We start from the raw sequence: 18,810 nt of genomic DNA, 5'->3' as shown, positions 1-18,810 counted from the left end.
ACTCATGACAAAAATCTTTAAAATCCCCTTTGCAACACAAGGGGACAGGACTTCTATTCCCGATGACGTGCAAGCCGATGGCGCGGTTTCTTACACGCAAGGCTATAGTTACGATTATGAGCGTGACCAACAAACTGACCCTGCCGCGAAAGATATTGAACGTGAGAAGATGAACGGCATGTTTCACGATATCACTGAAGCCATTGGCGAGTTGCAGAGCTTTGGTTTCCCTAAGTGGGCAGCAGAAGGCAAGCCATACCCAATCCGCGCGATTGTTTATCATAAAAACAAAACGTGGCAGTCGAAGATTGAAAATAACAATGTTGAGCCAGTAACTGGCACGGCATGGCAAGAGCTGAAAGCCGATTTAAGTGCCGGTGATATCAATGTTTATAACAAAACAGAATCTGACAAGCGCTTCCAGCCTTTAGGCAACTATCAGCCTACCGGTTATAGCTATTCTAAAGCTGAATCTGATACCAAATACCAACCCAAGGGCAATTATGCCCCCGCAGGCAACTACGCACTTAAAGGTGAAAGCTACACTAAAGCCGAAGGGGATACACGGTACCAAGCTAAGGGAAGTTATCAGCCATCAGGGGATTATGCCTTAAAAGGAGATAGTTATACCAAGGCTGAGACCGATGGTAAGTATCAACCTAAAGGCAGCTACCAAGCAGCAGGTTATAGTTATTCAAAAGCGGAGTCTGATACCAACTATCAACCCAAAGGCAATTATGCCCCTGCAGGGAATTATGCGCTTAAAGGTGACAGTTACACCAAAGCGGAAGGGGATACACGTTACCAAGCTAAGGGGAGTTATCAGCCGTCAGGGGATTATGCTTTAAAAGGAGATAGTTACACTAAAGCAGAAACCGATAATAAGTACCAACCCAAAGGCAGTTATCAAGCGTCAGGTTACAGTTATTCGAAAGCGGAGTCTGACACCAAGTACCAACCGAAAGGCAGCTATGCTCCTGTTGGTAATTACGCACTTAAGGGCGAGAGTTATACCAAAGCCGAAGGGGATACTCGGTACCAGCCAAAAGGGAGCTATCAACCTGCAGGTAACTATGCGCCTGCGGGTAATTATGCCCTTAAAGGCGATAGTTATACTAAAGCTGAAAGTGATAACCGTTACCCGTTAAAACAAGATCTCAATAAAAAAACGTACTTGTTGCGATTTTTAATGGATGTTAATAAAGGCGGGAATTTAGAATTCACTCTATCTGAATCAGTAACTGGAAAATTATTAGCCTTTACTAATACTGCTCATAATAATGTGTTATCTGTAGCCTCAATTGTTCCTTCTGATGGTGTGTGGTTTATTATTCAAGGGACAGGAGATAACTACATTCATGCAGTTATGTCCAATGCTGGAAAAAAATTTACAGTAAAAAAAATTAGCAATTTTATTGTTGGTAAGGTTTATGTTTGGGAGTAATAAAATGCGAGCCTTAATCTTGGCTTCTTTAAGGGAATAAAAAAGCCCACAGAAGTGGGCTTTTAGTAACTTTCAAATGCGCGTGCATTTCACGTGCACTTTCTAGTCTTAATGTTGCCAGTGTCTAGTCCAACTGATTTTGCTAACTTCCTGTTTTTAAACCTGTTGTCCTATCACTGACCCACCAAATTTGGTGGAGCTGGCGGGAGTTGAACCCGCGTCCGAAATTTCTACATCCTCGGTACTACATGCTTAGTCTAGTCTTTAAATTCATTTGCCAGCTGCGGACAGACACGCCACTAACAAACTATCCTGATTAAGTTTAACGCTGCAACCCCAGGCAAGGCATTCACGCGATCTCTTTTGGGTTTGACCTCTCTTGATCCCCGTCCTAAGAGCGGAGGCTAGGGAGAGAGGGCTCTAAGCAGGTTATTAAGCTGCTAGTGCGTAGTTTTCGTCGTTTGCGACTATTTTTTTGCGGCTTTTTACGAGGCCAACCGCCCCTCGGCATGCACCTTGGGTTTCGCAAATCCCGTCGAATCCAGAATCAGCCCCAAGTTGTTGAGCACAGTATAACAGAAAATTATCCTATAAAGCTAGAACTTAGCGATTAGAATGTTTCATTATACGTGCTTTATCGAGTTGCCATTCACGATCTTTGATATCAGAACGTTTATCATGGGCTTTTTTACCCCTTGCAACACCAATTTTGACTTTACACCATGCATTTTTCCAATAGAGGGAAAGTGCAATAACGGTATACCCTTCACGATTAACTTTGCCGTAAAGTGTGTCTAATTCACGTTGATTCAGAAGTAGTTTTCGGCTACGGGTTGGATCACACACTACATGGGATGATGCAACAGTAAGTGGTGTAAAGTTTGCACCAAATAAGTAGGCTTCACCGTCACGTAAAAGCACGTAGCTATCACCAATATTGGCTTTGCCAGCGCGTAGTGATTTAACTTCCCAACCTTGTAGGGACAAACCCGCCTCGAACTCCTCTTCGATAGAATATTCGTGGCGAGCACGCTTGTTCATAGCAATTGTTGCTGAACCGGGTTTATATGGTTTTTTCTTTGTCATAGTGCAATCATTATACTGCAAGCTGAGTTGAAAGAAATCTTTCTAAGCTGATATTTTTCTGATTGTGCAAATCTTGCCCTGTATGGGTTTTGTTTTTTGTTTAACCAGTCAATGATGGTATTATATGCTCAGTTTTTGGGGATAGGAATTGATATGCCACAGATTAGTCGCTCTGCGTTAGTCCCTTTCAGCGCAGAACAAATGTATAAACTCGTCAATGACGTTATTTCATACCCAAGTTTTTTGCCTGGGTGTGTAGGTAGCCGAATTATTAGCCACAGTTCTGATGAAATGACAGCTTCAGTTGAAGTGTCAAAAGCGGGGATCAGCAAAACCTTTATTACTAAAAATGTACTTGAGGATAACAAGTGTATTCACATGCAGTTGGTCGAAGGGCCATTTAGCAAGTTATCTGGAGGATGGAAATTTATTCCTTTAAGTGCTGATGCATGCAAAATCGAATTTCATCTTGATTTTGAATTTACTAATAAATTAATAGAGTTAGCATTCGGTAAAATTTTTAAGGAATTGGCGAACAACATGGTTCAAGCCTTTACTTTAAGAGCTAAGGATGTTTACAGTGTCTGAGCTTAGTATCGAAGTAACTTATGCATTGCCGGAAAAACAATTTTTGTTATCAGTGAAGGTTGCTGATGGTACAACAATTGAGGATGCAATAATTGCCTCTGGAATTCTTGCGTTGCGTGATGATATCGATTTAAAGAAAAATAAAGTGGGTATTTATAGCCGCCCTGCAAAGTTGACTGATAAAGTGCAAGATGGTGATCGGATTGAAATTTACCGGCCTTTAATTGCAGACCCGAAAGAATTACGTCGAAAGCGCGCTGAAAAATCTAAAGAAACAAAAAATAGTTGATAGAGCTAATATGACTTTGATGAACCGAGCGATAGCTCGGTTTTTTTGTTATGTAGACTTAATATCTTCAAATTGCTTTGGAAATAAGAGTGGTATAACAATGTTCATTCAAAATAACTACCTGTTCAAACATGTAGTTAATGATACAGGTAGATAGTTTCATAAAGCCCTAACTATATGATTAGTCAGCTGACTTGGTCTCGGATGCTTTAGTTTCAGCGGCTTCCATTGACTCTTGGGCTGCAAGGTTTTTCTCATTTTTGATATCAGTTAAAATACCATTGCGATCAAAAATTAGAGTTAAAGTCTCTTGCTGAACTGGGTCATGCCCGAGCTCTTGGCGGAAAACATAATACCAAGTCTGAGTACCAAACGGGTCGGATAACATTGGTGTGCCCAAAGTGTAAGCGACCTGTTGCTGTGTCATTCCTTTTTGGATCTTGGCAACATCTTTCGCTGTGAGGTAATTACCTTGGTTAATGTCAGGGTGATAGACAAGACGTTCCATCATTGAACAGCCCGTAGACATTAATGCGAGTGATAGTGCAGCAGCAGTTAACAATTTATAACGCATGGATATCTCATTCCTTTTGGAGTCAGAACATCAATGATAATCGACATTGATACATTTTAAAACCTTCCTTATCGACTCTAAGACCACATGAGCGTAAAAAAGTTGTCAAAAATTACGCTGCGAGTAATTCTTTTGCATTTGCCAGTGTGTTTTTTGTGACTTCTGAACCGGCAAGAAGTCGGGCAAGTTCTTGTAACCTTGATTTTTTGTCCAGTAATTGCATATGTGTTTCAGTTTCTACGCCATTGGTTTCTTTACTGACATAAAAATGATGATGACCACAACCAGCAACTTGCGGTAGATGGGTTACACACATAACCTGCGTCGACTCACCTAATTCACGTAATAATTTACCAACAATCGCTGCTGTTGGCCCACTGATACCGACATCGACTTCATCAAAAATTAAGGCTGGGGTGTCCATTTTTTTAGCGGTAATAACTTGGATAGCTAATGCTATGCGTGATAATTCACCGCCGGATGCAACTTTACTTAAAGCTTGATGAGGCTGACCGGGGTTAGTCGTAACATTGAATTCAATCTTACAAGCACCGTCGATTTGCAACTGTTCCGGAACAAATTTTACATCAATAGTAAACAGGCCGTGGGGCATAGATAGTTGGTGCATGCTATCGGTAATTAATGAACTTAACTCTTGGGCATAATGCAGGCGCATGTGGTGTAAGCGCTTAGCGCAAGCTAATGCTTTTTGGTGATCATTAATAACCTGAGCATTTAATGCTTCACAATCTTCATTTTGATTGGAAATTTGTTCTTGCTCACTTAGTAACTGTTGAAATAGTTCTGGTAGTGCTTCAGGAGTAACATGATGTTTACGCGCTAGGCTAATTTGTTTAGAAATGCGTTGTTCAAGTTCAAACAAGCGATTGGGGTCAAGTTCGTACTGATCGCAATAATGTTTTATTTCATCACTGACTTCACTGACTTGGATTGAAGCCTCTTCGAGCATATCCAGTAACCCTGAAAACTTAGGATTGAGAGTGACTAATTCAGATAACTCATTTTTTGCCATGCTCAACAGGCCCATCACGTTGGCTTCATCATTGTCTGATAATATTTGAGCCGCAGTTTGCCCAAGCGTTAAAAACTGACCATAATTTGCTAATTGTTTATATTCTTGGTCAATTTCTTCAAATTCCCCTTGGATGGGCATAAATTCATTTAATTCTTTCAAATGATATTCTAATAGCTGCTGACGAGCTTCATATTCTTGCATTTGTTTTTGAAAAATGGCCAATTGCTGGCAAGAGTTATGCCAAACCTGCCAAGCTTGTTTCATTTGCGAGAGCAGTTCTTGTTGATTTGCATAGGCATCTAGTAGTGATTTTTGGTGAGTATTATCAAGTAATAATTGATGAGCGTGCTGACCATGGATTTGGATTAGTAAAGCACCGAGTTCCCTAAGCTGCGAAAGAGGCACGGATACGCCATTAATAAAGCCACGGGAGCGGCCATCAGAAGATATTGTACGGCGTAATAGGCACTCATTTTGGTTATCAAGTTGATGTTCAGCTAACCAATTTGCGGCCATTTTTGCATCTGCAAGGGAGAAGCGGGCGCACAAATCTGCACGTTGAGTGCCAGAGCGTACCATATTGGCTTCACCACGTTCCCCTAAACACAGGCCGAGCGCATCAATAGCGATAGATTTACCCGCACCTGTTTCACCTGTGATGGTGGTCATGCCATTACGAAAATCAATTTCTAATTCACGAACGATAGCAAAATTATTGATGGTTAATTGAGTAAGCATCTGCGCTCTCCTGTAAAAATACACACCTGTGTTTTCATACAGTTTAAACTGTTTTTTTATACAGTAAAGAGGTAGCGCAAAAAAATTAAAAAGTTTTTTTAGCCCATCCTAATTTTGAACTTAACGTATTGAAATAGTTATAGTCTTGGGGGTGAACTAGGTTAAGGTTTTTATTACTGCGTTTAATTATAACCTCTTCACCATCTTGAATTGGCAGCATAATTTGGCTGTCACAACTGACTTCATAGTCGATATTTGTGCGTAAAAACTTTAAACGGATACTACTATCACTACTAATAACGAGTGGCCGTGATGATAGGGTATGAGGGAACATAGGGACTAAGACAATGGCGTCTAAATTAGGCGTTAAAATAGGGCCTCCCGCAGAAAGTGAATAGGCGGTAGAGCCAGTTGGAGTTGCAATGATTAAGCCATCAGAGCGCTGAGAGAATGCGAACTTTTCATCAATATAGACTTCAAATTCGATCATATGAGCGACTTTACCTGGGTGCAGAACAATTTCGTTGATTGCAGTACTTTTCCGTGATTTTTGATTACTTTTGATAACCTGAGCTTCTAATAGAAAACGTTTTTCTTCGCGATATTCACCTTCAAGGACCCGAGAAAGCTGCTGTAAGGCATTATCAGGGTCGAGGTCAGTTAAAAAACCGAGGTTACCCCGGTTTACGCCGATAACTTTATTATTATAGCGGGATAAAATGCGCGCAGCACCCAGCATGTTACCATCACCCCCAACGACGACGACGAGGTCTGCTTGTTGGCCGATATCGGTTAATGACCCTGTATTGGCATTAGCCAGCTTCAGATCTTTGGCAACTTGTTTATCAATAATTGCATGGTAATTTTTTGAAATTAGCCAATGATAAATTAATTCATGAGTTGCCAATGCTTCCGGATGCCTTGGGTGCCCGACAATGCCTATCGTTTTAAATTGTGATTGTGGTGTATTATTGCCCTTTCGCATACTTTTTTGGCCTCTCATTGTATGACTTCCCTTGAATCCCTGTATTAGATCCCCATAATACTCTCATATAGGGGATTAATGCTAAATACGCGGAGATATTCATGAGTAGTAAAGACCAAAACATGCATGATGAGCAAGCTTTTGAGCAAAATGAATCACAAAAAGTTCAACAAGAGCAAGAAGCTGAAGTTCAGCAAGCTGATGAAATGCAAGCAAACGAAGAAGCGTTAGCAGCGCGTATTGCTGAGCTTGAGCAACAGCTTGAAGCATCAAGAAAAACTGAGCGTGAAGCCATGTTGCGCGCCCATGCTGAAATCGAAAACATTCGTCGTCGGACGGAACAAGATATCGAAAAGGCGCACAAATTTGCTCTTGAAAAATTTTCTAATGAACTATTACCAGTTATTGATAATTTAGAGCGTGCTATTGATGCGGCAGACCGTGACAATGAACAATCTAAAGCAATGGTAGAAGGGTTAGATTTAACGCTGAAAACATTCTTAGATGCAGTGGCGAAATTTGGCATTGAACCCGTAGGCGAAGCGAATGTACCGTTTAACCCTGAGGTTCATCAAGCAATGACAATGATAGAATCGCCTGATCATCAAGCAGGTCATGTTATTGATGTGATGCAAAAAGGCTACACGTTAAATAACCGTCTATTAAGACCAGCAATGGTCATCGTGTCGAAATAACGATAATGATAATTAAATGGGATGCACAGGCATCCCATTTAATTACTAGTATTATTGAAAATCAATTGTTTGATTTTATTGTTTTCTTGTTCTGCTTTTCTAGCCCATTACATCGTATTTTATTCGTTGATGACTGGGTTCCAGTCAATAGGTGTTTTGCCTTCCCGTTCTAAGATGGTATTTGTTTGGGAAAAATGTCCGCAACCTAAAAAACCACGGTGCGCTGAAAGTGGCGATGGATGTGGGGCTTTAAGGACGTGATGGCGCTTAGTATTAATTATTTTGCCTTTTTTCTGTGCGTGGGCGCCCCATAATAGAAAAATGACCCCCTGAGTATTTTCATTAATAGCTTCAATAACTTTATCTGTAAAGGTTTCCCAGCCTAGATGTGCATGGGAATGTGCATTACCTTGCTCTACCGTCAGTACGGTATTGAGTAATAAGACACCTTGCTTAGCCCAACTCAGTAGATAGCCATGATCAGGGCGTTGAAAACCAGCGATATCTTTCTCCAGTTCTTTATACATATTAACTAAAGAAGGTGGCGGTTTTACCCCTGGGAGTACCGAAAAAGATAGGCCATGGGCTTGACCAGGTCCGTGATAGGGGTCTTGACCTAAGATAACCACTTTGATGTCGGCAAGTTCTGTATAACGAAAAGCATTAAAAACATCATCTTGTGGTGGATAGATAACTTTACCTTTTTTGCGTTGATCAGCAACGTAAGCAAGTGTTTCCTTGAAGTAAGGCTTGGATTTTTCTGGGCCAATGACATCGTGCCATGTGATAGGTTCTGACATGAAGTATTCCATAATAATGAATCTATGACAGTCCAATTTATAACTGAACCAGTTGATACCCTAAGCTTACTGGTTCATAGGCAAGAGATAAAGCCCTGATATTGATTATAGTATTTAAAATATTTTTTAAAGTTTATGAAAAAAATTAAAAAACAAACGGATTAATTTTGATTTAAATCATAAAGTTGAACTGATCTGTTTAGTTACTGCGCGAAATAATTGATAAATATCAAAGAAACTCAGGGGTTCAACTGGTATAAAATGACTATATACATTGGTTAGACCAAATATCCAATTGCTAGTTTTTATAAGATTGATGGTTAATGCAGTTTCGGTTAATAAAAACCGATTGCAATCAAGTTCGAACGTGGAGGTCGACATGATTACTGGTATTCAAATTACTAAAACAGATAATGCAGCATTATTAAATTCTTTCTGGTTACTTGATAACGAGAAAAATGAGGCTCGTTGTGTTTGTGCAAAAGCGGATTATAACGAAGGCCAAATCGTCGCGAAAGACGAATTAGGTGCTTTTGAGTATCGTGAAGTCCCTTTGGAGATGAAGCCAACAGTTCGTGTCGAAGGTGGCCAGCACTTAAATGTGAATGTTTTAAGCCGTGAAACATTAGAAGATGCGGTTAAAAACCCAGAAAAATACCCACAATTAACCATCCGTGTATCAGGTTATGCAGTACGTTTTAACTCATTAACCCCTGAACAACAGCGTGATGTTATTACCCGTACTTTTACTGAAAGCTTATAATAAAATTTAGTATAACTACGTTAAATACTGTGTAATAAATTCTAAAGCCATTGTTATCAATGGCTTTTTATTTGCGACTAATAAAGTAGATTATTTCTCTCCTTGGCTATTTGTATTCCAATATTCTTCCAACACAATATATTTGTTAGGAGGAATTTATGCCTTTTTTAACGCCAGAAACGATATCCTCTAGAGATGAGCTTTCTCTTGCTCAAGAAAGTTTAGATATATATTTACAACATCAGCATGTAGAAAATCAGTCTTGCGGGGGAAATTTGTGGCCCCCAAAAATATTAAAAAATGACTTTTTAGGTCGGGATGCACAGCCGAAAGACTATATATTAGCGTTGCTTTCACAGGGGGCTTACAATAAAAATTGGCAGACAATACAAGAGATTGAAAGATTAGATGATAGTGAATTGAATAAACTGGGAATAAGTGCTGAATTATTAAGTGATAAGCAGACAGGGTTCCAAGCTAATATTTGTCGGTTTTATGATTTATATATTCTTTGTTTTAGTGGTAGCAATGATATCAGCGATTTTTATGCAAATATCCGCCAAGGAATTGGTTTGTATGAATCTCAATATTTTCAAGCCGTGAGTTTAATGAATGTTTTATCAAATGCAGTTAATGGAAATACAATCTGTACAGGGCATTCATTAGGTGGAGGGCTATCGTCTATTGCAGCATTGGCAAGCAATTCTCCTTGTATTGCATTTAGCCCAGCAGGGCTGTCTAAGAGCACTGTTAATAAAGTCGGCATAGATTACCACATGGCTGAAAAAGTGGCTCAGGAAGGACTAATACGTTTTTATACTGTGCAGTATGACTGGCTTGATTCATTACAAAATTCTTTACCAATCCCTTCTGCGTTGGGAAATTGTATTAAAATGCCTTATAGCGAACAGAGTTCTTGGAAAAATTGGCTACCACACCGTTTATTAACAAGAAGTTTTATTGCACATACAATGGTTAAAATTATTAAAATGATGTGCATGCATAAACCGTGGAATAATTGGAATGCCCTTACTGGAGAATATAATAAAATCCAAGAAATACCATTAACTGTATTCCCTAACCCTGAAGAACAACAAGTATTAAATTGGCAAGAAGGGTGTAAGAAAGCGATTAAAGCAGGGGATATTAATGAGTTTTCAGCTATTTTAGTTCGACATCATAAACCTAGCGATATTGACTTTTTAGCTCGGCAATCAGTTAGTGCAATGAATGGGCAATTTATGCAAGTTTTAATTGAATCTCAATATGGGCAATTAATTAAAAGTATGCAATCAAAAGAACAAAAAAGTATTTTGCATTTAGCTGCACAAAACGGCCAAGTCATGCAATCTCAAATCTTATTAAAGAATGGTGTAACGGTAAATATTAGGGATAGTTTAGGCAATACTCCCTTACATGATGCAGTGAATAGCCATGCACTTGAGGTGGCAGAGTTATTGTTAGCAAGTGGAGCTGATTGGCGAGTTAAAAACAACCAAGGCTTAGACTGCAAAGACATTCTCAATAATCATATTATTAAACCAGAATTGTTAACCCATGAGGGAAAATTTATGCGTGAAAAAGTGTTTAATATGATGAAATAATAAAAAAACGGGTCGAAACCCGTTTTTATTTACTTAGTTTGCTCAGGTGTTGTCGGTGCAATTGGAGCACGGCGTTTCCCAATATTTTTCTTATCGCGATGGCGTACTTTTTCTTTCTTTTTAGTTTGTTCTTCTTTTTTCTTTTCCTTGCGTTTTGCAAGGACTTTCTTCGACGGTTTAGGCTTATTCAGCATTGCCTCTGAAGGGGCTTTCGTGGTCGGACGCAAAGAGTCAACAACACGAATTTTAATTTGGTCTTCAATATAGCGAGTTATTTTACCCAGCAGTGGAAAGTCGTGAGCTTCAACTAAGGAAATTGCAACCCCTTTGCGGCCTGCGCGACCCGTACGACCAATTCGATGTAAATACACATCAGCAGTACGTGGTAAGTCAAAGTTGAACACATGGCTGACGTTATCGATATCTAAACCACGGGAAGCTACATCGGTTGCAACTAATACTTTAACTTGGCCATCAACTAAACGGCGAACAGCTTCGTTACGTTTAGTTTGCGGCATTTCACCTTCAAGGTAACATGGTTCAATACCTGCTTCACGCAGCCATTGAACGACTTCACGTAGGCGTTCGCGTTTACGAACAAACACAATCGCTTTTGTTACCTCTTCTTGTTTTAACAAGTGGCATAGTAAAGCTGTTTTATGTTCTAGTGTGTCGGCACGGTAATGAAATTGTTGAATTTTTTTGCGTTCGCGACGAGAAGGGTCTGCATCAATTTCAATGGGTTCTTCTAATAACCTTTCTGCAAAATCACGGATTGCTTCGCCTTCCAGAGTTGCAGAGAAGAGCATAGTTTGTTTGCGCCAGCGCGTTTCACCAGCAATGGTTTCGATATCATTCGCAAACCCCATATCTAACATGCGGTCTGCTTCATCAAGGATTAAAATTTCAACGGCCCGGCAGTCAAAGTTTTCTTCTTTGATATATTGGAGTAAGCGACCTGTTGTGGCGACAACGATATCTTGATTTTCGCTGAAAACCTCAGCATGGTTCATATAAGCGACACCACCAGTAATCGTTGCAATATCTAGGTGATTATGTGCGCATAATTCTTTTGCTTGTTCAGCAACTTGCATGGCTAATTCACGAGTTGGTGTAACAACCAGAACTCGAGGTGGCCCTGATTTTTTTCTTGGAAAATCAAGTAAATGTTGAATCGCAGGGATTAAAAATGCGGCGGTTTTACCTGTTCCAGTAGGGGCTGAACCTAAAACGTCTCGGCCATCCATTGCAGCAGGAATAGCCGCGGCTTGAATAGCCGTTGGGCGTTGATAGCCTTTATCCGAAAGCGCATTAATTAGGCTTTCGTCAAGTTCAAGTTCAGAAAAAGTGGATGCAGTCATGATATACCTCTATTTGGGGCGCTGATTATAAACAGGTTAGCAAAATTGTTCACCTGAAAAATCAGCTTTCCTCAATTGTAACTGTTTTTAAAGTAGACAGGGAGTGATATATCAATGAAAGTAGGTAGGATTTAGGCTGGATAACACCATTGAAAAGGGAGGAGAACCTCCCTTTCGAAATGATTAGCTAAATATATTAATAAGCCAAGTATGGTAAGGTATCCCGACTAAATCAATGAGTACTGCACCACTCAATGGGACAATCATAAAGGCTTTCATGGAAACATGTTTATAACGCTCACAAACGGAAGACATGTTAGCCATTGCATTTGGCGTAGCTCCCAGCCCGTGGCCCATTAAACCAGCACACATCACGGCGGCATCGTAATTCTTACCTAGCAGCCTAAAAATAACAAAGACAACTAATAACGTTAATATAATAACTTGCGCTAATAGGATGGTAAATAATGGTAGTGCAACTGTTTTCAACTCCCAAATTTTTAATGACATCATCGCCATTGTTAAAAATAAGCCAAGGGAGACTTCTGATATCAGGTCAACCGATTTTTGGTTGATGCGGAATAATTCAATTTGGTCGTTAATATTGCGGATAACAATAGCGATGATCATTGCGCCTACATAACTCGGTAATGAAAATCCTGTTGCCTTAGTAAATTGTGCCGAGGCGAATTGACCAATTACCATGATCCCCAGTACTAACGCGAGCATTTTTAAAAAAGCATGGGCATCGATAGATTCGATTTTCCCTGCGATGGTTTCAGGTATTTGAACTCGTTCTACATTTTCATCAGCTTGAATGCGAACGTTAAATTTCTTGATCAAAAATGAAGCGACTGGCCCACCGAGTAGACTTCCCGTTATTAAACCGAAAGTTGCGGCGGCAATAGCGGCGACTGTCGCTGATTGCACCCCTAAGCTTTCTGCCATACCACCAAAAGCAGCCGCACCACCGTGCCCTCCTGTTAGAGAAACACCGCCAGCCATAATGCCGATAACAGGTTCAACACCTAATAAATGGGCAAGCCCTGCACCGAAAGTGTCTTGGAAGATAACCACAAACCAGCAGATGAAAAGATAGATAAATAGTAACCGACCACCACTTTTCAAAATACGGAAGCTACCGTCAATCCCAATAGTGGTAAAGAAGGCAACCATTAAAAAGGTTTGTAAGCTGGTATCAAAATTAATCTCGGCTAGATTGAATGATTTAAGTCCCCAGATAATCAAACTAACCAGAAAACCGCCAATAACAGGGGAGGGAATACAAAAACGTTGTAGCCAATCAATACGTTTTTTTAAGTGGATCCCCATCAATAGGCAGATTACTGTTAGAAATAGGGTGGAGAGCGTGTCGAGGTGTAGAATCATATTTTTCCCTTTTTAACTGTTGTCTTTCACGCTACAGAGTTGTTAGCCGCGCTCCGCTACCCTAGTCACATACTTTTGTATGCTCCTAGGGATAACGTCACTTGCCGCCTAGCTGTAACGCGAAATTCAATAGTTAAAAACCATTAAGATATTGCGCTACAGCTAATTTGATAATCAATTTCAAAGCTATTTTTATTGTGGTGCTCGAAAGTAAGTTATCTTAACAGCGTGAGAAACAGTGTATTTATCAGTCGAATTGTTGTGTTGTTTTATTAGAATAAATATTGGTAAATCAAATAAGCTGCGAGTTTGGCGGTATGGTTATCAATATCAAACTCAGGGTTACATTCTGCGATATCAAAAACGGCAATTTTTTGGCTACTTTTGATAATGGCAAATAGTTCATCAAAAATTTCAGTAGAAATACCTTTCGGTGCTGGTGCACTAACGCCTGGCGCAATGGCAGCAGAAAATACATCTAAATCGACGGTGACATATAAATAGTCTACATCGTCAATGAATTTTTTAATTTTTTCAATTGCTTGAGGTAGCTTGGTATAAGCTAATTCTTTATCGCGGATATATTGGCAACCTAACGTATCAGCGGTATCGAATAGGACTTTTGTATTGCCATGATCTGCGATGCCTAAGCATAAGTATTTGAAAGGACGTTGGTATTGCTGACATAACATGGCAGATTGCAAAAATGGCGTGCCGGAAGTGGCAATAGGGGCTTCGCGTAAATCGAAATGCGCATCAAAGTTAATAATACCAATTGTTTTACCCGCTTGATATTGTTCAACATAGTCAAACAGGCCTTGGAAGCTGGCAAATGCTACTTCGTGACCACCACCTAGGACGATAGGTTTTTGGTTAGCAGATAATATAGCTACTAATTCATCAGATAGACGGCGTTGTGCGGCTTCGAGATCACCGTCATCACAGCTAATTGTCCCGTTATCTTTGATGGCAAGTGGTTGATGAATTGGCAACCCTGCAAGTTGGCTGCGAATAGCATTTGGACCCGCTTTGGCCCCCTGACGGCCTTTATTACGTCTAACGCCTTCATCGGACGCAAAACCAATTAAGGCAAATTTAGCAGGAGCGTGTTGGTTAATGACCTGATGGATGCGCAAATGTTCTTGTGTTTCACCATCTGTGCGCCCTTGCCATTGGAAAGCTTGTGTCATAGTTACTCCAGGTTAATTAATTTAGTAATGTTATGGGCTGTTTGGCAAGTATGCGTAATAAATTCATCGACGCGATGAGTGGAACGGAATTCAGGCGCCATAACTGAAATTACAGCTAAAACATCATTTCCTTTGAAAATAGGGGCAGAAACCCCCAATACGCCCTCGTCAATTTCACTGATAGACACGCCATAGCCTTGTTTTTGTATCTGCAGTAGGTCTTGTTGTAATTTAAATTTACTTTGCTCATGTGCTAATTGTTTCGCGTGCGTTTCAAATACATGGGTTTGGTATTGTTCATGACGAAAGGCCAGTAACGTTTTTGCACTTGCTCCTTTTATTAAGGTATTACCACGACCAATAATAAAAGAGCAGCGTAAGGCCTGTTCGCTTTCAATCATGTCTACACAAATAGTTTCCCGTAAGTTTGAAGTAATTATCGCCACGGTTTCTTGCGTTTTTTTCGCTAGCTTTTGTAGCTCTTGTTTAGAAGCTCCCATCAATAAACTGTGGTGATAGTATTTTTCTTGGTTTTTGATACTCTGCGAACCGACACAATAAGTGCCATATTGTTTTGCATAAGAGACAAATTCCCAATTTATGAGAATTGCCAGCAACCGATAAACTGTCGATAATGGGATGCCTAATGCAGATGAGATAGCCTGAGGCGTCACCGGAGATGCACTGGTTGTGATATATGACAAGATGTCTAGGGTTCGATTTATACTATTCATTGCATCTCCTTTTTTTGAACTTAGCAGTAAAAAAAATTTGTCTCAAATATTATTCTCATAATATAAGAATAATATTGTAGCGAATAGGTTAAATTATCATTTTTATTTGCTCAAAATGAGTACGATAGAATAAATATTGTCCAATTAGAGTGTTTGCATGTGTGAACTAAAACAAAATTACCGCAAAGGTGGGTTTACTTTTAAACAGTTTTTTGTCGCACATGACCGATGTGCAATGAAAGTGGGGACTGATGGCGTGTTGCTGGGGGCTTGGGCTCCCGTAAAAGGGGTTAGAGCAGCTTTAGATATTGGCAGTGGTAGTGGCTTGATAGCCCTGATGTTAGCCCAAAGAAACCCAACATTGCGTGTTGATGCCGTCGAATTAGACCATGAGGCAGCGGCGCAAGCACAAGAAAACTTTAATGAATCACCTTGGGCGGAACGCTTACATATAATTAACCAAGATATTATTACTTATAGCCAGCATTCGCTGACTCAGTATGACTTGATTGTGAGTAACCCGCCTTATTTTGAACCTGCGGTCGCATGCCGTGATAAAAAACGAGACCAAGCAAGGTATACATGTGCTTTAACCCATGATGTATTGCTAAAAAGTGCGAAGTCCTGTCTTGCTCCCCATGGGCTGTTTTGTTTAGTCTTACCATACGAAGTTGGGGAGAGATTGCAGGATATGGCAGGGAAATCTGGCTGGTTTACAGCTTTTCGCGTCGATATTAGCGATAAACCTAAAACTGGTTATCACCGTATGCTGCTGGGTATTCAATTACAGGAAGCATCGGTACAACAAACATCTTTAGCGCTAAAAAATGAAAATAATGAATATACCGAAGCATTTCGTAAACTTATTCAGCCATTTTATTTAAAGTATTAAGCTATATACCGTGAAGCTAGCTAAAGAAAAGCCGACACCAGTGCCGGCTTTGTGACCCTCTATTCAGGTATTAAAACGGTAGGCCCTGAATTGGGTGATGGGTCTGGATAATCAAGTGTATAGTGTAACCCACGGCTTTCTTTGCGCTCTAGCGCGCAACGTACCATTAATTCAGCAACTTGAACGAGGTTTCGTAATTCCAGTAAATTATTTGAAATACGGAAATTCGCATAGTAATCATGGATTTCTTGCTGTAATAGATGAATACGACGTAAGGCGCGCTCAAGGCGTTTGGTGGTTCTAACGATCCCCATGTAATCCCACATAAATAGGCGTAATTCATGCCAGTTATGTTGGATTACAACCTGTTCATCCGAATTATGTACTCGGCTTTCATCCCATTCAGGCAAATAAGGGATCTCATCGATCTGTTTTATGGTTTTATTGATGTTTTCTGCTGCTGACCAGCCATATACAAGGCATTCTAAGAGTGAATTTGAGGCCATACGGTTTGCACCGTGTAAACCGGTGTAACTCACTTCCCCTATAGCATATAAGTTGGTGATATCGGTCATACCCATTTTGTCCACAATGACGCCACCACAAGTATAATGAGCCGCAGGCACAATTGGGATTGGCTCTTTTGTGAGATCTAACCCTAGAGTCATTAGTTTCGCATAAATGGTTGGGAAGTGGTTTTTTATGAAATCATCAGGCTTATGGCTGATATCCAAATACATGCAATCAGCACCAAGGCGCTTCATTTCATGGTCAATTGCCCGAGCAACAATATCACGAGGTGCAAGTTCGTATCGCTCGTCATAATCTGGCATAAAACGACTACCATCAGGGCGTTTTAAATAAGCCCCTTCTCCGCGCAATGCTTCTGTTAGTAAAAAATTACGTGCTTGCGGGTGGAATAAACAGGTTGGGTGGAACTGGTTAAATTCAAGGTTAGCAACACGGCAACCGGCTCTCCATGCCATTGCAATGCCATCGCCAGAAGAAATATCAGGGTTTGTCGTGTATTGATAAACTTTAGCAGCACCTCCCGTTGCTAACACAACTGTTTTTGCTCGGATTGTTTCGACTTGTTCTTTTTGGCGGTTCCAGACGTAGGCACCTAAAATACGAGAAGAGTTGGCTGGATTAGAAAGGATAAGGTCAACGGCGTTATAGCGTTCTTTAATATGTATATTAGGGTGGGCAATGGCAAGATCGACTAAAGTTGTTTCAACTTCCTTACCTGTGGCATCCGCATGATGTAAGATCCGCCGATGGCTATGACCCCCTTCACGGGTTAAATGATATTGTGTTTCGCCGCTTTCGGTGATTTCGGTGTCAAATAAAACACCTTGGTCGATCAGCCACTGAACACAATGCTTAGCGTTTGAGGCAATAAATTCAACCGCTTCTTTTTGGCAAATACCCGCACCAGCGATGAGGGTATCTTCAACATGAGATTCAATACTGTCGGTATCATCAAAAACGGCGGCAATACCACCTTGTGCGTAGTAGGAAGCCCCTTCACTGAGGTTGCTTTTGCTGAGAATAGTCACTTGATGAAAGGGGGCGAGCCGTAAGGCAGCTGAAAGTCCTGCGACACCACTCCCAATGATTAAGATATCAGTGTAATGCTGTGTGGATGCGTTCATAAGTGTTTGCGTGTATATAATAGTATGTATTGAGTTTTTTATGTTAGCCTATTGGATTGTCTATTGCTATTGATGGATTGCTGTTTAGTAAACATGTATTGACCTAAGTCTATTTACATATTCAAATTGGTTTCGTGTGGTGGCAATAGTATTTATTTACAAAATTCGTATGCTGTATTCATGAGAGACGGAAATGTTATATACAGTTGTTTTAATGAAGATCTTTTAGGATCATCGAAACAGCAACGTTGGCCGTTTTGTAAATTATTGACTATTTTTTTAGATTTAATTGAACTTCAACTAGTTCTACTACTCAAAGTAGTGCTTGCTTTAGGAAGGGAGAACATGATCAAGTTAACATATTATCAGCCTGAATTCGGGAGATACTTCCTGGAATGAGCGAGCAATTAACTGACCAGATATTGGTTGAGAAGGTGCAAAAAGGCGATCAACAAGCTTTCAACTTACTGGTAATAAAATATCAGCATAAAGTTGCAAGTCTAGTCTCTCGCTATGTACCGCAGGCCGACGTCCCTGACGTGGCTCAGGAGTCATTTATAAAAGCGTATCGTGCCATCGGGTCATTTCGTGGTGATAGCGCATTTTACACTTGGCTTTATCGTATTGCGGTTAATACGGCTAAAAATTATTTAGTTGCTCAAGATAGACGCCCACCCGCGTCAGATCTCGAAGCGAGTGATGCAGAAAACTTTGAAACCGCTGGTGCTTTAAAAGAAATTTCGAACCCAGAGAACTTAATGTTGTCTGATGAATTAAAGAAAGTCGTTTTTAAAACCATCGAATCATTGCCAGAAGATTTAAGAATGGCAATTACGCTTCGCGAACTAGATGGTTTGAGCTATGAAGAAATCGCAGAAATTATGGATTGTCCTGTTGGCACTGTACGTTCGCGTATTTTTAGAGCAAGAGAAGCGATTGATAATAAAGTACAACCTCTGATTCAACAGTATTAGTATTGTTAAATCA

At 40.2% G+C, this 18,810-nt stretch carries 18 protein-coding genes and 1 other RNA gene; 8 read left to right on the top strand and 11 right to left on the bottom strand.

Annotated elements, in window-relative coordinates; all coding sequences use genetic code 11:
• Positions 1–4 precede the first annotated feature (4 nt).
• The gene (locus ACHB7C_RS11560; RefSeq protein WP_272659429.1) at positions 5–1,444 is read left to right on the top strand and encodes a hypothetical protein; all 1,440 of its coding nucleotides are present in this window, start codon (positions 5–7) and stop codon (positions 1,442–1,444) included.
• Positions 1,445–1,635: 191 nt separating this feature from the next.
• Here ACHB7C_RS11560 and ssrA read toward each other — a convergent pair.
• Both ssrA and smpB read right to left on the bottom strand, forming a co-directional pair.
• Positions 1,636–1,999, bottom strand: a transfer-messenger RNA (tmRNA) gene (ssrA, locus tag ACHB7C_RS11555).
• Between the two features lie 48 nt (positions 2,000–2,047).
• Positions 2,048–2,530: an SsrA-binding protein SmpB gene (smpB, locus tag ACHB7C_RS11550; protein WP_042844751.1), complete on the bottom strand. Its 483-nt coding sequence runs from the start codon at positions 2,528–2,530 to the stop codon at positions 2,048–2,050.
• Positions 2,531–2,683: 153 nt separating this feature from the next.
• Here smpB and ACHB7C_RS11545 point away from each other — a divergent pair, with 153 nt between their 5' ends.
• Both ACHB7C_RS11545 and ACHB7C_RS11540 read left to right on the top strand, forming a co-directional pair.
• Complete coding sequence (locus ACHB7C_RS11545; protein ID WP_197679461.1) at positions 2,684–3,118, top strand: type II toxin-antitoxin system RatA family toxin; 435 nt, start codon at positions 2,684–2,686, stop codon at positions 3,116–3,118.
• Complete coding sequence (locus ACHB7C_RS11540) at positions 3,102–3,407, top strand: RnfH family protein (RefSeq protein WP_208292020.1); 306 nt, start codon at positions 3,102–3,104, stop codon at positions 3,405–3,407. The genes ACHB7C_RS11545 and ACHB7C_RS11540 overlap by 17 nt, the downstream gene beginning before the upstream one ends.
• Positions 3,408–3,588: 181 nt before the next feature.
• On the opposite strand, the gene bamE is transcribed toward ACHB7C_RS11540, so the two are convergent.
• The 3 genes from bamE to nadK form a co-directional block, all read right to left on the bottom strand.
• Entirely contained in the window at positions 3,589–3,981 is a 393-nt protein-coding gene (gene bamE, locus ACHB7C_RS11535; protein ID WP_042844747.1) for an outer membrane protein assembly factor BamE, read from the bottom strand.
• Positions 3,982–4,093: 112 nt separating this feature from the next.
• Positions 4,094–5,755 carry a DNA repair protein RecN gene (gene recN / locus ACHB7C_RS11530; RefSeq protein ID WP_048607891.1) on the bottom strand — a complete coding sequence of 554 codons (1,662 nt, stop codon included), beginning with the start codon at positions 5,753–5,755 and terminating at the stop codon, positions 4,094–4,096.
• 85 nt (positions 5,756–5,840) lie between these two features.
• On the bottom strand, positions 5,841–6,740 hold the full coding sequence (gene nadK, locus ACHB7C_RS11525) for an NAD(+) kinase (RefSeq protein ID WP_042845373.1): 900 nt from the start codon (positions 6,738–6,740) through the stop codon (positions 5,841–5,843).
• A 101-nt stretch (positions 6,741–6,841) separates the two neighbouring features.
• Here nadK and grpE point away from each other — a divergent pair, with 101 nt between their 5' ends.
• Entirely contained in the window at positions 6,842–7,435 is a 594-nt protein-coding gene (grpE, locus tag ACHB7C_RS11520) for a nucleotide exchange factor GrpE (protein WP_042844743.1), read from the top strand.
• A gap of 119 nt (positions 7,436–7,554) precedes the next feature.
• Here grpE and ung read toward each other — a convergent pair whose 3' ends face one another.
• Entirely contained in the window at positions 7,555–8,235 is a 681-nt protein-coding gene (gene ung / locus ACHB7C_RS11515; RefSeq protein WP_048607890.1) for a uracil-DNA glycosylase, read from the bottom strand.
• A gap of 379 nt (positions 8,236–8,614) precedes the next feature.
• Here ung and grcA point away from each other — a divergent pair, with 379 nt between their 5' ends.
• Both grcA and ACHB7C_RS11505 read left to right on the top strand, forming a co-directional pair.
• Positions 8,615–8,998 carry an autonomous glycyl radical cofactor GrcA gene (gene grcA, locus ACHB7C_RS11510; RefSeq protein WP_042844740.1) on the top strand — a complete coding sequence of 128 codons (384 nt, stop codon included), beginning with the start codon at positions 8,615–8,617 and terminating at the stop codon, positions 8,996–8,998.
• Between the two features lie 158 nt (positions 8,999–9,156).
• Positions 9,157–10,602, top strand: coding sequence for an ankyrin repeat domain-containing protein (locus ACHB7C_RS11505; protein WP_349488816.1), 1,446 nt, complete (start codon positions 9,157–9,159; stop codon positions 10,600–10,602).
• A 29-nt stretch (positions 10,603–10,631) separates the two neighbouring features.
• On the opposite strand, the gene srmB is transcribed toward ACHB7C_RS11505, so the two are convergent.
• The 4 genes from srmB to ACHB7C_RS11485 all read right to left on the bottom strand — a co-directional run bounded on the left by srmB (position 10,632) and on the right by ACHB7C_RS11485 (position 15,276).
• Positions 10,632–11,963, bottom strand: a complete 1,332-nt coding sequence (gene srmB / locus ACHB7C_RS11500) for an ATP-dependent RNA helicase SrmB (protein WP_042844736.1) — start codon at positions 11,961–11,963, stop codon at positions 10,632–10,634.
• 183 nt (positions 11,964–12,146) lie between these two features.
• Entirely contained in the window at positions 12,147–13,352 is a 1,206-nt protein-coding gene (gltS, locus tag ACHB7C_RS11495; protein ID WP_129466146.1) for a sodium/glutamate symporter, read from the bottom strand.
• A 272-nt stretch (positions 13,353–13,624) separates the two neighbouring features.
• On the bottom strand, positions 13,625–14,542 hold the full coding sequence (gene hutG, locus ACHB7C_RS11490; RefSeq protein ID WP_071548222.1) for a formimidoylglutamase: 918 nt from the start codon (positions 14,540–14,542) through the stop codon (positions 13,625–13,627).
• 2 nt (positions 14,543–14,544) lie between these two features.
• A complete protein-coding gene (locus ACHB7C_RS11485) occupies positions 14,545–15,276 on the bottom strand; it encodes an IclR family transcriptional regulator (protein ID WP_042844731.1) in 732 nt (243 codons plus the stop codon).
• Positions 15,277–15,433: 157 nt separating this feature from the next.
• On the opposite strand from ACHB7C_RS11485, the gene ACHB7C_RS11480 reads away from it, so the two are divergent.
• A complete protein-coding gene (locus ACHB7C_RS11480) occupies positions 15,434–16,168 on the top strand; it encodes a tRNA1(Val) (adenine(37)-N6)-methyltransferase (RefSeq protein WP_129466145.1) in 735 nt (244 codons plus the stop codon).
• Positions 16,169–16,227: 59 nt separating this feature from the next.
• On the opposite strand, the gene nadB is transcribed toward ACHB7C_RS11480, so the two are convergent.
• Positions 16,228–17,823 carry an L-aspartate oxidase gene (gene nadB, locus ACHB7C_RS11475; protein WP_166685316.1) on the bottom strand — a complete coding sequence of 532 codons (1,596 nt, stop codon included), beginning with the start codon at positions 17,821–17,823 and terminating at the stop codon, positions 16,228–16,230.
• 395 nt (positions 17,824–18,218) lie between these two features.
• Here nadB and rpoE point away from each other — a divergent pair, with 395 nt between their 5' ends.
• The gene (rpoE, locus tag ACHB7C_RS11470) at positions 18,219–18,797 is read left to right on the top strand and encodes an RNA polymerase sigma factor RpoE (protein ID WP_042844720.1); all 579 of its coding nucleotides are present in this window, start codon (positions 18,219–18,221) and stop codon (positions 18,795–18,797) included.
• The last annotated feature ends 13 nt before the right edge of the window (positions 18,798–18,810 follow it).

The organism is Providencia sp. 2024EL-00732, from assembly GCF_044006275.1.
Classification (GTDB): domain Bacteria; phylum Pseudomonadota; class Gammaproteobacteria; order Enterobacterales; family Enterobacteriaceae; genus Providencia; species Providencia huashanensis.
The sequence above is the reverse complement of the archived record's forward strand: the minus strand, read 5'-3'. Positions and strand labels throughout refer to the sequence as shown.